The following is a 13,828-nucleotide window of genomic DNA, read 5'->3' on the forward strand; positions in this document are numbered from 1 at the left end:
AACATGACCATACCGATCTCTCCGAAGCGAACCGCCCTGCTCGACGCCGCCCGCGACCGCATCCTCGTGCTCGACGGCGCCATGGGCACGATGATCCAGAACCTCCAGTTCGACGAAGCCGCCTTCCGCGGCGAGCGCTTCAAGGATTTCCACCGCGACCTGCGCGGCAACAACGATCTGTTGATCCTGACCCAGCCGCAGGCGATCGAGGACATCCACGCCGCCTATTTGCGCGCCGGCGCGGACATCGTCGCGACCAACACGTTCTCCACGACCTCGATCGCGCAGGCCGATTACGACCTCACCGACATCGTCTATGAGATGGCGCTCGAAGGCGCCCGCCTCGCCGGCAACGCGGCCCGGCGTGTCGAGGCCGAGGACGGCAAGCCGCGCTTCGTCGCCGGCGCCCTCGGCCCGACCAACCGCACCGCCTCGATCTCGCCGGACGTTTCCAACCCCGGCTACCGCGCCGTGACCTTCGACGACTTACGCAAATCCTATGGCGAACAGATCAAGGGCCTGATCGACGGCGGCATCGACCTGCTGCTGGTCGAGACCATCTTCGACACGCTGAACGCCAAGGCGGCGCTCTATGCGATCGCCGAGATCACGGAAGCGCGCGGCATCGACGTGCCCGTGATGGTGTCAGGCACCATCACCGACAAATCCGGCCGACTGCTGTCGGGACAGATGCCGGAGGCGTTCTGGCATTCGGTGCGGCACGCCAAGCCCATCACCATCGGCTTCAACTGCGCGCTCGGCGCCGAAGATCTGCGCGCCCATATCGCCGATATCGGCCGCGTCGCCGATACGCTGGTGTGCGCCTATCCCAATGCCGGCCTGCCCAACGAGTTCGGCCAGTACGACGAGACCCCGGAGTACATGGCCCGCCTGATCGGCGAGTTCGCCCGCGATGGCCTCGTCAACATCGTCGGCGGCTGCTGCGGCACCACGCCGGACCACATCGCGGCGATCGCCGCCGCTGTAGCGCCGCACAAGCCGCGCGTCGTGCCGGAGATCGAGCCTCGCTTGAGGCTCTCCGGCCTCGAGCCCTTCATTCTGACGGACGCGATCCCGTTCGTGAATATCGGCGAGCGCACCAACGTCACGGGTTCGGCGCGCTTCCGCAAGCTGATCACCGCCGGCGACTACACCGCCGCGCTGCAGGTCGCCCGCGACCAGGTCGAGAACGGCGCACAGATCATCGACGTCAACATGGACGAGGGCCTGCTGGACTCGGAAGCTGCGATGCGGACCTTCCTCAACCTCGTCGCCGCCGAGCCCGACATCGCCCGCGTGCCGGTGATGGTCGACTCTTCCAAATTCTCGGTGATCGAGGCGGGCCTGAAATGTGTTCAGGGCAAGCCGGTGGTGAATTCGATCTCGATGAAGGAAGGCGAGGAGAAGTTCATCCACGAAGCGAAGATCGCCCGGCGTCACGGTGCGGCTGTGGTGGTGATGGCGTTCGACGAGGTCGGCCAGGCCGATACGTTCGCCCGCAAGACCGAGATCTGCAAGCGCGCCTACGACATCCTGGTGAACCGCATCGGCTTTCCGCCGGAAGACATCATCTTCGATCCGAATATCTTTGCGATCGCGACCGGCATTGAGGAGCACAACAACTACGGCGTCGACTTCATCGAGGCGACGCGCTGGATCCGCAAGAACCTGCCGGGCGCGCATATCTCGGGCGGCGTCTCCAATCTGTCGTTCTCGTTCCGTGGCAACGAGCCGGTGCGCGAGGCCATGCACTCGGTGTTCCTGTATCATGCCATCAAGGCCGGCATGGACATGGGCATCGTCAATGCCGGACAGATGATCGTCTATGACGACATCGATCCCGAATTGCGCCAAACTTGCGAGGATGTGGTGTTGAACCGCGATCCCGGCGCGTCCGAACGGCTGCTGGCGCTCGCGGAGAAATTCCGCGGCAACAAGACCCAGACCAAGGAGGCCGATCTCGCCTGGCGCGAATGGCCGGTGGAGAAGCGGCTCAGCCACGCGCTGGTGCATGGCATCACCGAGTTCATCGAAGTGGATACCGAGGAAGCCCGCAAGGCCTCCAAGCGACCGCTCGACGTGATCGAGGGACCGCTGATGGCCGGCATGAACGTGGTCGGCGACCTCTTCGGCGACGGCAAGATGTTCCTGCCCCAGGTCGTCAAATCCGCACGGGTGATGAAGCAGGCGGTGGCCTGGCTGATGCCATTCATGGAAGAGGAGAAGGCGCGCAACCTCGCCAACGGAATCGGCACCGAAGGCTCCAGCTCCGCCGGCAAGATCGTGCTTGCGACCGTCAAGGGCGACGTCCACGACATCGGCAAGAACATCGTCGGCATCGTACTCCAGTGCAACAATTTCGAGGTCATCGACCTCGGCGTGATGGTGCCGGCCGCGAAGATCGTCGAAACCGTGAAGGCGGAGAAGGCCGACATCGTCGGCCTGTCCGGCCTGATCACGCCCTCGCTCGACGAGATGGCGTTCTTCGCCGGCGAATTGCAGCGCGAAGGGTTGAAGCTGCCGCTGCTCATCGGCGGCGCCACCACGAGCCGCGTGCATACCGCCGTGAAGATCGACCCGAGCTATCGCGCCGGGCCCGTGGTGCATGTCAACGACGCCAGCCGCGCTGTCGGCGTCGCCTCCGCGCTGCTGTCGCCCGAGAAGCGCGAGGCCTATGCTGCCGACGTGCGCGCCGAATACGCAAAGATCTCCGATGCGCATTTCCGCGCGCAGGCCGACAAGAAGCGGCTGAAGCTGGCTGCGGCCCGCGCCAACCGCGTACCGGTCGACTTTGCCGCAAACAAGCCGGTGAAGCCGACCTTCCTCGGCACCAGGAGCTTTGACGATTACGATCTCGCCGAGCTTGTGCCCTATATCGACTGGACGCCGTTCTTCCAGACCTGGGAGCTCGCCGGCCGCTTCCCCGCCATTCTCGACGATGCCAAAGTCGGCGAAGTCGCGCGTTCGCTCTACGACGACGCGCGAAAAATGCTCGATTTGATCGTCAGGGAAAAATGGTTCAGGGCGCGCGCGACCGTCGGCTTCTGGCCGGCGAATGCGCAAGGCGACGACATCGTGCTCTATGCCGACGAAAGCCGGACCAGGACGATCGCGACGCTGCACACGCTGCGCCAGCAGCTCGAGAAGCGCGAGGGCCGCTTCAACGCCGCGCTGTCCGATTTCATCGCGCCAATTGACACGGGTGTGCCCGACTATGTCGGCGGCTTCGTCGTCACCGCCGGCATCGGCGAGGATGTGGTCGCCGACCGCTTCAGGAAAGCCAATGACGACTACTCCTCGATCCTGTGCAAGGCGCTGGCCGACCGTCTTGCGGAAGCCTTTGCCGAGCGCATGCACGCCCGCGTGCGCCGCGAGTTCTGGGCCTATGCGCCGGACGAGGCGCTCTCGACCGAGGAGCTGATCCTCGAAAAATACCAGGGCATCCGCCCCGCGCCCGGCTATCCCGCGCAGCCCGATCACACCGAGAAGGCGACGCTGTTCGAGCTGCTCGACGCGGAAGCCACGGCCGGCGTGAAGCTGACGGAGAGCTTTGCGATGTGGCCGGGCTCCAGCGTGTCCGGGCTCTATTTCTCACATCCTGCGAGCTATTATTTCGGTGTCGGCAAGATCGAGCGCGACCAGGTCGAGGACTATGCCGCACGCAAGGGCATGAGCATCGCGGAGACCGAGCGCTGGCTGGCACCCATCCTGAACTACATTCCGGCGCAGCAAGGCGCTGCCGACAAGGCTTTCGCGGCGACGCCGGCGAACGACGAGACCTCGAAGGAGCTTGCCTCGCATCCGCCGGGCTGCACCTGCGCCGTGCATCTGGTCTGGCAGAAGAAGCGCGCAGGCGCGGGATAGGCTCGCGCCTTCGCCCCTAACTTAAAAGGTGAAAACAACCCCATGCACAGTAGGGATGGGGTTGAAAGGCCTAAGGAATTTTCGGTCCTGCCGAAAGCAGCTTGATGCGTCGGGCAAAACACCTGTATTAATTCATCGTTGCAGACCTCGCCTGTTGAACGGCAGAGGCTCTCCACCCCGATCTCGTCATTGCGAGCGCAGCGAAGCAATCCAGTGTGTCTCCGCGGAGAGATTCTGGATTGCTTCGCTGCGCTCGCAATGACGGGGTGTGGGCAACCACATCGCTCTCCAACTCACATTCCAAACAGCTTGCATCCTCGCGCGTATTTCGCCGCCACAACCGTGAACGCAACGCGCGCTCGCCGCGACCAATAGCGGTCGCCATCGGAGAGCCAAGGAAATCAGATGCTGGATGCCCATCAATTGATGTGGACGCAGATTGCCGCCGGAATCTCGATATTGCTGTTTGGATTGATGCTGTTCAGCCTGATCCGCATGCGGGGCCGGATGCAGGCCGCGCGGAGCTGGGACAAGGTCGAGGGCATCATCACGGTCTCCCGGGTCGATCAGCCTGCGACCCACGCCTCGGACGATCGGAACGATGCCAAGCCCATCATCCGCTATCGCTATCAGGCCGGCGGCCAGGAGCTGGAAGGCGACAAGATCTTTGTCGGCGGCCCCGCCATTACGACGAGGGTGCTCGCCGCAAAACTGGCCGGACGATATCCGGTCGGCGCGCATGTCGAAATCCATGTCGATCCGAAGCAACCGACCGAGGCACTGCTGGAGCCTGCCGCGGCGCAGAACGTCGCGGCGCTGGTGGCGTTCACCATCGCATTCGGTTTTATTGCCGCCACCCTGACCGCGCATTCGCTCGCCGGTCACGTGCTCTACGCCGACAATGGCGTTCCGCTGTTCGCGTTCGCGGTGCCGATCATCGCGCTCATCGGCGTCGTGTTCTGCGTCGCAGAATATGTCCGGACGCGCCGGCTGGCGAGCGCCAGCCTGCGCTGGCCGACCGCGTCGGGCAGGATTACGCATTCCGACGTGATCGAGGAGATCATCGAGGAGAAGACCGAGCACGACAACAGACCGACGACTTCAAAGCTCGTACACCGCTATCAGGTCGACCTCCGCTACACCTACAAGGTCGGCAAGCGCGATTTCACCGGTACCGAACTCAATTGGGGCGGCACCATGATCTCCGGGCTGCGCGAGGTCGCGCAAAAGGAAGCAGCGAAATATCGTCCCGGTCAGAGCGTCAAAGTTTATTACGATCCGGAGCAGCCGGGACAAGCCGTGTTGGAGCCTGCAAACCGGGAAGGCGCGCTGGGGCCGCTGGTCGGTGCCGCGGTCTGCGCGATCGTTGGCGGCCTTTTCCTGACAATCCTGATCAAGGTCGGGTTCGCATAGGGCGCTTGGTGTCGTTCCGGGGCGCGCCGCTTGGCGCGAGCCTGGAATCCATTTATCCGCGACCCCAGCTGCACGATGGATTCTCAGATGCGCAATTGCGCATCATAGCTCGCTCTCCGCGCGCCCCGGAATGACGGACGGAGGGGCCCCTCACCCCTTTGGCGGCGCCAGCGGCTGCACGATCTCCTGGAACGGCGCCAGCGCCCCGCAGCGCTCGGCATGTGCGCTCAACGCCGGATAGCGCGCCGTGTCGAACAGCTGCGGATGCGCTTCGCGGGTGAAGCGGACGACGCAGGCCACCGCGACGTCGGCGTGGCCGATGCGCGTCCCCAGCCAGTACGGCATCGTCACCTTGGCGCGCTCGGCCTCCAGCACGCCGAGGACATCCGCAATCTGCGCCTCGCAGCGCTGGACCCAGAGCGCAAGCTGCTCCTTCCGCAGCACGCGCTCATAGAGCAGGCTCACCGCCTTGTCGCCGAGGCCGGTGGCGAGCGCGCAGATGCGCAAATGCTTGCGCCGCTCGATGCCGCTTCGCGGCAGCATCGCCTTCTCTGCACCAACGAGCTCGTCGAGATAATCCAGGATGATCGTGCTCTCGATCAGCGCCTCGCCGTCGTCGAGCACCAGCGTCGGCACGCGGCGTAGCGGATTATACGGCGCGATCTTGTCGGCATCGCCGAAGGTCGACCACGGCCGGTGCTCGAAGGCGAGCCCATAAAGCTTCAGCGCGATGGCGACGCGGCGGACGAAGGGGGAATCGTATTGGCCGATCAGGAACATGGTTCTCGCTCTTCTCAGTCGCTAGATGAGGCAGGGCCGATCAGTTTCCACGACAACATTGCAACGACGCAAGCAAAATCCTGGACATAGAGCATTGCGCCGAATGCACGGCGCCGGGACAGCGTCTCCCGGATGCGCTATCAAGGACGACATCATGACAGCGACAATGGACATCACCAGGGAGCGGATCGCGGCGACTGAGGCCATCATCCGCCCGCATATCCGCCGCACCCCACTGCTCGCAGCCGACCTCGCCGATTTCGGCCTGCCGGCCGCGCCCGTCATTTTCAAGCTCGAGCTGCTGCAGCATTCCGGGTCGTTCAAGGCGCGGGGTGCGTTCGCCAATCTGCTGCTGCGGCAGGTGCCGCAAGCCGGTGTCGTCGCCGCATCCGGCGGCAATCATGGCGCGGCCGTCGCCTATGCGGCGCAGCGGCTCAAAATTCCCGCCACGATTTTCGTTCCTGACATTACCTCGCCCGCCAAGGCCGAGCGGATCAGGGGTTATGGCGCCGAGCTCGTGATTGCCGGCAGCCGCTATGCCGATGCGCTCGCCGCGAGCGAAGCTCATGTGGCGCAGACCGGCGCCATGGCCGTCCACGCCTATGATCAGGCCGAGACCCTGCTCGGCCAGGGCAGCGTTGGCCTGGAGCTGGAGCAGGATGCGCCGGATATCGACACGCTGCTGGTCGCGGTCGGCGGCGGCGGGCTGATCGGCGGCATTGCGGCGTGGACCGCCGGCCGGACCCGCATCGTGGCCGTCGAGCCGGAGCAATCGCCGACCTTGCACGCCGCCTTCGAGGCGGGCGCCCCGGTCGATGCGCCGGCCGGTGGCCTCGCTGCCGACAGCCTCGCGCCAAAGCGCGTCGGACAATTGATGTTTCCGATCGCGCGCGCTCATGTCGAGCGCGTCGTCTTGATCAGCGACGAGGCGATCCGGCAGGCGCAAGCGGCGTTGTGGTCGAGCTTGCGCTTGGTGGCCGAGCCCGGCGGCGCAGCCGCCTTTGCCGCACTGCTCTCCGGCCGCTATCGTCCCTCACCCGGCGAGCGGGTCGCAGTGCTGGTCTGCGGCGCGAACACCACGGCGGTGAATTTCGATGGCTAGCGAAGCAATCCAGGATCTTTCCGAGGGGACAGTCTGGATTGCTTCGTCGCAAGGGCTCCTCGCAATGACGGTGTGGAAGCGGCAGTGCAGCCAGACAAAATCGCGGTCGAGAGCATGCGAGACAATTCCGGATTGCGCCGCGCTCCATCTGGGCTACGAAACGTCCACTACCTCTCCCCCTCGTCGCTCGCCAGCACGCCCTTCACCGCCCTCGCCCAGCCCGCGAGCTTCCGCTCGCGCGTTGCCTGGCTCATGTTCGGCTTGAAGCGGTCCTCGAGGCGCCAGTTGTCGGCGAATTTCGTCGGCTCGGGATAGACGCCGGCCTCAAGGCCGGCGAGATAGGCGGCCCCTAACGCTGTGGTCTCCTGGATCACGGGACGGTCGACGGGGGCGTCGAGGAGGTCGGCGAGGCGCTGCATGGTCCAGTCGGACGCAGTCATGCCGCCGTCGACGCGCAGCACGACGCTGGCGATTTCCGAGCTCGGCCAGTCGGCGCGCATCGCGGCCCACAAGTCAAAAGTCTGGTAGCAGACGCTTTCGAGCGCGGCATGCGCGAGCTCGGCAGGTCCGGTGTTGCGGGTGAGGCCGAACAGCGCGCCGCGCACGCGCGGATTCCAGTAGGGCGCGCCCATGCCGACGAAGGCCGGGACGAGATAGACGCTCTGCATGGAGTCTGACTGGTCGGCAAGCGGGCCGGTTTCGGCGGCGTGGTTGATGATGCCGAGGCCATCGCGCAGCCACTGAACAGCGCTGCCCGCAACGAAGATCGAGCCTTCGAGCGCGTAGGTGCGTTTTCCCGCGAGCTGATAGGCGATGGTGGTGAGCAGCTTGTTCCTGGAGACCACCGGCGTGGTGCCGGTGTTGAGCAGCGCGAAGCAGCCGGTGCCGTAGGTCGACTTCATCATGCCCGGGCGGAAGCAGGCCTGGCCGATGGTCGCGGCCTGCTGGTCGCCGGCGATGCCGGAGATGAGAATCGCGCCGCCGAACAGATCCGGCGTGCTCTCGCCGAAGCGGGCGGAGGAGTCCTTCACCTCGGGCAGCATCGAGCGCGGCACGCCGATGATCTCCAGCAGCTCGTCATCCCATTGCCCGGTGTGGATGTTGAACAGCAGCGTGCGTGAGGCGTTGGTGGCGTCGGTGGCGTGCACCTTGCCGCCGGTGAGGCGCCACAGCAGATAGCAATCGACGGTGCCGAACATCAGCTCGCCGCGCGCGGCGCGCGCCCGAGCGCCGGGGACGTGATCGAGGATCCAGGCGACCTTGGTGCCGGAGAAATAGGGATCGATGATCAGGCCGGTCTTCTCCGAGATGATTGGCTCGCGGCCGTCGGCCTTCAGCTTGGCGCAGATGTCAGCAGTGCGGCGGTCCTGCCAGACGATGGCGCGGTGCACGGCTTGGCCGGTGGCACGGTCCCACACCACGGTGGTCTCGCGCTGGTTGGTGATGCCGATCGCGGCGATGTCCTTTGCGGTGATGCCGGCCTGCTTGATCGCATCGCGGCAGACCGTGATGGTCGAGGTCCAGATATCTTCCGGCTCGTGCTCGACCCAGCCCGAGGCCGGAAAATGCTGCGGGAATTCAGCTTGCGCCCGCGCGGCGATCGAGATGTCGCTGCGAAACACGATGGCGCGCGAGGAGGTGGTGCCCTGATCGATGGCGAGGACGAAAGACATGGCGGCGGACCTTGGCGTTATTCCCTGAACGGGGATCATTGTGTCGCGCCAAAGGGAGCGGATTAGGGCGGGAAGGTCAAGTTGGGATGAGCGGGCGCCGCTCCCCTTCCTTCTCCCCTTGTGGGAGAAGGTGGCGCGAAGCGCCGGATGAGGGGTTGTCTCCACAAATTCGAATGAGGGCTGGACTCGCGGAAACAAAACCCCTCACCCGACTCGCCGCTGCGCGGCGAGCTACCCTCTCCCACAAGGGGAGAGGGTAAGAAAGCTACACCGCCGCCGTCGTCACGCCGCCGTCGATGACGATGGTTTGTCCCGTCATGAAGCTCGGTGCGTCGGAGGCGAGATAGGCCACGGCGCCGGCGATTTCGTCGGGTTCGCCGATGCGGAGGAGCGGCCGATGCCGCGGCTGGAGCCGGTGACCACGGCGACTTTTCCGGTGAGATCGAACGGGGTGTTTTTCATTAGTGTTGTGCTCCGCTGCTTCCATTTGCTCCGTCATTGCGAGCGCAGCGAAGCAATCCAGAATCTTTCCGCGGAGAAAGTCTGCTTCGTCGCATCAGCGCAAAATTGCTACGCAATTTTGTCGCGAGCTCCTCGCAATGACGGTAGTGGCGCTTAGATCAACCCGCCCGAATCCGCCACGCGGCGCTGGTGGTAGTCGGTGTCGCCGAAGGTGTTTTCGATCATGGTGAGGCGCTTGAAGTAGTGGCCGATCTTCGCCTCCATGGTCATGCCGATGCCGCCGTGCAGCTGGATCGCCTGCTGGCCGACGAATTTCAGCGACTTGCCGATCTGTACCTTGGCCGCGGCGATCGCGATGGTGCGCTCCTTCGCGTCCTCGAAATCACCCGCCATGGTCGCGAACATCGACATCGATCTCGCCTGCTCGGCGGCGACGAACATGTCAGAGGCGCGGTGCTGCAGCGACTGGAACGAGCCGATCGGCACGCCAAACTGCTTGCGCGTCTTGATGTACTCGACCGTGGTCTTGAGCGACTCGTCCATCAGGCCGACCGCCTCGGCACAGAGCGCGATGCGGGCCTCGTCCACGACGCGCTCGATCAGCGCCAGCGAGTCCTCGGGATTGCCGAGCGCAGCATCGGCGCCGACCTCGACACCGGTGAAGCTGATGTCGGCGGCATGCAGGCCGTCCTGCGTCGGATACGACTTCTTCGTCACGCCCTTGGCATCGGCCGGCACCAGGAACACGCCGATGCCGGTCTTGTCGCGGCGGTCGCCCTTGGTGCGCGCGGTCACGATCAATGTGTCGGCGTTCTCGCCGTTGAGCACGACGAACTTTTCGCCGTCGATGATCCAACCATCGCCCTTCTTCTTCGCCGTCGTGGTGACGTCGAACAGATCGTAGCGCGAGTTCTTCTCGAGCTGGGCAAACGCCAACGTCTTGCTGCCGTCGACGATGCCGGGCACGTGGGCGGCCTTCTGCGCGTCGGTGCCGGCGTGGCGCAGGAAGCCGCCGCCGATCACCACGGTTGGGAGATAAGGTTCGAGCACCAGCGCCTTGCCGAGCGCTTCCATCACGATCATGGTCTCGACACCGCCACCGCCGAAGCCGCCATCGGCCTCGCTGAACGGCAGACCGAGCAGGCCCTGATCGGCGAGCTTGAGCCAGACGGCTTTGCTCCAGCCGCCCTTCTCCTTCATGTACTTCTTGCGGCTCTCGAAATCGTAGGAATCGGTCAGCAGGCCGTCGATGCTTTCCTTGAGAAGCCGCTGCTCCTCGGACAAATCAAAATCCATGTTCTTTCGTTCCTCGTACCCGGATCATCTGACTTCGTCATTCCGGGATAGCCCGAAGGGCCAGACCCGGAATCCATTTCGCCTTTGAATGTGCGGCCCGATGGATTCCGGGCTCGCGACTTCGTCGCGCCCCGGAATGACGGCGGAAAAATTGCTCTCCCCGTAAGAACGGGGAGAGGGGGAAGAAAGCATCACAGCCCCAGGACCGCCTTGGCGATGATGTTGCGCTGGATCTCGTTGGAGCCGCCGTAGATCGAGACCTTGCGGTTGTTGAAATAGCTCGGCGCGATCTGGGCGGTCCAGTCCATGGCTTCGTTCGAGCCGTCGTCGCCGTGCACGTCGTAGGGGGCGGCGAACGGGCCGATCACTTCCATCAGGAGCTCGGTCGTGGTCTGCTGGATCTCGGAGCCCTTGATCTTCAGCACGGACGAGGCCGGATTGGGCTTGCCCTTGCCGTGCTTGCCTTCGTCGGCGACGACGCGGAGCTGGGTCAATTCCAGCGCCTTCAGCTCGATCTCGCAGGCGGCGAGCTTCTCGCGGAAGGCGGCATCCTCGATGATCGGCCGGCCAGCGGATTCGACCTTGCCGGCGAGATCGCGGATGCGGCGCAGCCGCTCCTTGGAGACGCCGACGCGGGCGATGCCGGTGCGCTCATTGCCGAGCAGGAATTTCGCGTAGTCCCAGCCCTTGTTCTCCTCGCCGATCAAGTTTTCGATGGGCACTTCGACGTCGTCGAAGAACACTTCGTTGACCTCGGCGCCGCCGTCGATGGTCTGGATCGGGCGCACGGTGACGCCCTTCGAATTCATGCTGAAGACGATGAAGGAGATGCCCATTTGCTTCTTGGCAGCGGGATCGGTGCGGCAGAGGCAGAAGATCATGTCGGCGTGCTGGGCCAGCGTGGTCCAGGTCTTCTGGCCGTTGATGATCCATTTGTCGCCCTTGCGCTCGGCCTTGGTCTTGAGCGAGGCGAGGTCGGAGCCGGAGCCGGGCTCCGAAAAACCCTGGCACCACCAGTCGTCGACATTGGCAATGCGCGGCAGATATTTCTTTTTCTGCTCTTCGTTGCCGAAGGTGTAGATGACCGGACCAACCATGCTGACGCCGAAGGCGAGCGGCTGCGGCGCCGGATAGGACTGCAGCTCCTCGTTGAAGATGTAGTGCTGCACACTAGTCCAGCCGGTGCCGCCATATTGCTTGGGCCAATGGCTGACGCCCCAACCCTTCTTGTTGAGGATGCGCCACCACGTCACCATCTCGTCCTTGGAGAGGTGGCGACCCTCGACCAGCTTGCGCCTTGTGTCCGGCGGCACGTTGTCGCGGAAGAATGATCGCACTTCCTCGCGAAACGCCTGCTCTTCTTTCGTGAATGCGAGATCCATCGGATCCTCCTGTGAGCTAATTCCAGCCTTTTATTCTTCGTCATCCTGGCGAAAGCCAGGATCCATTACCACCGGCCTTCGTTGCGTCAGTCGGTAGCCGCCGTGCCTCTCACCGAGACATGGGGTAATGGGTCCTGGCTTTCGCCAGGACGACGGTGAGATACTGCAACATGTGACGGTTTCTGCCGCAGGCGCAACTCGTGGCGCGATAGCTTGCCGACCGGCGTGCGCGGCAGGTCGTCGACGAACTCGACCTCCGCCGGCAATTCGTGCTTGCCGAGCTTGCCGGCGAGCTGCGCGCGCAGCTCGTCCAGCGAGAATGGCTTTGCCCCGGGCCTGAGCTTAATGAAGGCTTTTGCCGCCTCGCCGCGGTACGGGTCGGGAATGCCGAGCACGATCACCTCGTGCACGCCGGCAATGGTGTAGATCGCCTGCTCGATCATCTGCGGATAGACGTTGAAGCCGCCGGAAATGATCATGTCCTTCTTGCGATCGACCAGGAAGAAATAGCCGTCCGTATCGATGTAGCCGATGTCGCCGGTGAGGAAGCGGCCGTCGACGAAGGCCTCTGCGGATCCTTCCGGTTTGTTCCAGTAGCCCCTGGTAACGTTCGGGCCCTTGATGCGGATCTCGCCGACTTCGCCCGGCGGCAGTACTTTTGTCGGGTCATCCAGCGCGACGACGTCGAGCTCGATGCCGGGCAGCATCAGGCCGATCGAGCCGGGCTTGTCGGGACCTGTGGGCGGATGGCCGGTGCCGGGCGAGCAGGTCTCGGTCATGCCCCAGCCGCTCTTCAGCTTTTTGCCGATCTTACGCTCGAAGAAACTTGCGATCTCGACCGGCAGCGGCGCGCCGCCGGAGCCGATGACGGCAAGCGAGGAGAAGTCGCGCTTGTCGAGATCGGGCAGCGCCGCGATCGCGATCCACATCGTCGGCACACCCGGAAAGTAGGTCGCGCGCTTGACTTCGATGTCGCGCATCACGGCCTCGACGTCGAAGCGCTGGTGCAGCGAGATCAGATTGCCGCGGCTGAGCGAGGACAGCAGCACCACGGTGAGCGCGTAGATGTGGAACAGCGGCAGCACGCAGATCACGCGCTCGACGACATCGCCGCGCGCCGCGCGCGACGGCTTGCCCCAGACGTCGTAGATCGACACCGCCGAGGTGAGATTGCCGTGCGTGAGCATGGCGCCCTTGGGCAGGCCGGTGGTGCCGCCGGTATATTGCAGCAGCGCGACGTCGTCCGCTGTCACTTTCGGCCATTGCGCCGGGGCAGTGGCGCCCTCGACGAAGGTCTTGAAGGTGACGATGCGGGGATCGCTCGGGATCGCCGCCTGCGGCGTGCCGACCTTGCCCCAATTGTCGTCCTCGCAGACGACGAGACGATCGATCAGGCCCTTTTCCAGGAACTTCAGCGCCGTCGGCAGCAAGGCGGCGAGGTTCGAAGTCACCAGCACCCGCGAGCCGGAGTCAGAGACCTTGTGAGTCAGCGCGATCTCGCCGTCGAGCGGGGAGAGATGCGCAACGCGGGCGCCGGCCTTCAGCGCGCCGAAGAAATTGACGGGGTGATCGGGCGTATTGCCGAGGAACAGTGCGACGGACGCTCCCTGGCCATAGCCGGCGCGCAGGAAAGCGGCGGCCGCGCGCTCGGCCATCGCGGCAAGCTCGCTGTAGCTGATCGCACGGTCGCGGAATTCGAGCGCGGTGCGCGGGCCGTAATCGGCGGCGGCTTTCTTCAACAGGTCGGGGAGCGTGCCCTGGACGATGGTGTCGTCCCAGCGCACGCCCTCGGGATAAAACTGTTCGCCGGGATGGGTCATTTTTCTGGATCAGGTGTCATTCCGGGGCGCGACGAA

The 13,828-nt window shown here is 64.4% G+C and carries 8 protein-coding genes and 1 pseudogene; 3 read left to right on the plus strand and 6 right to left on the minus strand.

The features are described from left to right. The first annotated feature begins 3 nt into the window (after positions 1-3). Together metH and FXV83_RS10410 are read left to right on the plus strand one after the other, a co-directional pair. Entirely contained in the window at positions 4-3,864 is a 3,861-nt protein-coding gene (metH, locus tag FXV83_RS10400; RefSeq protein ID WP_148739078.1) for a methionine synthase, read from the plus strand. Between the two features lie 405 nt (positions 3,865-4,269). After that, on the plus strand, positions 4,270-5,277 hold the full coding sequence (locus FXV83_RS10410) for a DUF3592 domain-containing protein (protein ID WP_148739080.1): 1,008 nt from the start codon (positions 4,270-4,272) through the stop codon (positions 5,275-5,277). Between the two features lie 150 nt (positions 5,278-5,427). Here FXV83_RS10410 and FXV83_RS10415 read toward each other — a convergent pair whose 3' ends face one another. Continuing rightward, positions 5,428-6,057, minus strand: a complete 630-nt coding sequence (locus FXV83_RS10415; protein ID WP_148739081.1) for a glutathione S-transferase family protein — start codon at positions 6,055-6,057, stop codon at positions 5,428-5,430. A gap of 154 nt (positions 6,058-6,211) precedes the next feature. Here FXV83_RS10415 and FXV83_RS10420 point away from each other — a divergent pair, with 154 nt between their 5' ends. After that, positions 6,212-7,159, plus strand: coding sequence for a threonine/serine dehydratase (locus tag FXV83_RS10420; protein WP_187435807.1), 948 nt, complete (start codon positions 6,212-6,214; stop codon positions 7,157-7,159). Positions 7,160-7,326: 167 nt separating this feature from the next. On the opposite strand, the gene glpK is transcribed toward FXV83_RS10420, so the two are convergent. From glpK to pimA, 5 genes and pseudogenes are all read right to left on the minus strand, one after another. Next, complete coding sequence (gene glpK / locus FXV83_RS10425) at positions 7,327-8,832, minus strand: glycerol kinase GlpK (protein ID WP_148739082.1); 1,506 nt, start codon at positions 8,830-8,832, stop codon at positions 7,327-7,329. 265 nt (positions 8,833-9,097) lie between these two features. Next, positions 9,098-9,226 (minus strand): annotated as a pseudogene (locus FXV83_RS10430) (SDR family oxidoreductase); the annotation flags it as partial. A 221-nt stretch (positions 9,227-9,447) separates the two neighbouring features. Then, a complete protein-coding gene (gene pimD, locus FXV83_RS10435) occupies positions 9,448-10,590 on the minus strand; it encodes a pimeloyl-CoA dehydrogenase small subunit (protein WP_148739083.1) in 1,143 nt (380 codons plus the stop codon). Positions 10,591-10,781: 191 nt separating this feature from the next. After that, the gene (gene pimC / locus FXV83_RS10440) at positions 10,782-11,972 is read right to left on the minus strand and encodes a pimeloyl-CoA dehydrogenase large subunit (RefSeq protein WP_148739084.1); all 1,191 of its coding nucleotides are present in this window, start codon (positions 11,970-11,972) and stop codon (positions 10,782-10,784) included. 86 nt (positions 11,973-12,058) lie between these two features. Then, entirely contained in the window at positions 12,059-13,792 is a 1,734-nt protein-coding gene (gene pimA / locus FXV83_RS10445) for a dicarboxylate--CoA ligase PimA (protein ID WP_235939365.1), read from the minus strand. Between the last annotated feature and the right edge of the window lie 36 nt (positions 13,793-13,828).

Origin of the sequence: Bradyrhizobium hipponense (assembly GCF_008123965.1) — a bacterium.
GTDB lineage: Bacteria > Pseudomonadota > Alphaproteobacteria > Rhizobiales > Xanthobacteraceae > Bradyrhizobium > Bradyrhizobium hipponense.

Bases quoted from the DNA above. Each gene is read 5' to 3' on its own strand.
- metH (WP_148739078.1), top strand. From the start codon at position 4: ATGACCATACCGATCTCTCCGAAGCGAACCGCCCTGCTCGACGCCGCC.
- FXV83_RS10410 (WP_148739080.1), top strand. From the start codon at position 4,270: ATGCTGGATGCCCATCAATTGATGTGGACGCAGATTGCCGCCGGAATC.
- FXV83_RS10415 (WP_148739081.1), bottom strand. From the start codon at position 6,057: ATGTTCCTGATCGGCCAATACGATTCCCCCTTCGTCCGCCGCGTCGCC.
- FXV83_RS10420 (WP_187435807.1), top strand. From the start codon at position 6,212: ATGACAGCGACAATGGACATCACCAGGGAGCGGATCGCGGCGACTGAG.
- glpK (WP_148739082.1), bottom strand. From the start codon at position 8,832: ATGTCTTTCGTCCTCGCCATCGATCAGGGCACCACCTCCTCGCGCGCC.
- pimD (WP_148739083.1), bottom strand. From the start codon at position 10,590: ATGGATTTTGATTTGTCCGAGGAGCAGCGGCTTCTCAAGGAAAGCATC.
- pimC (WP_148739084.1), bottom strand. From the start codon at position 11,972: ATGGATCTCGCATTCACGAAAGAAGAGCAGGCGTTTCGCGAGGAAGTG.
- pimA (WP_235939365.1), bottom strand. From the start codon at position 13,792: ATGACCCATCCCGGCGAACAGTTTTATCCCGAGGGCGTGCGCTGGGAC.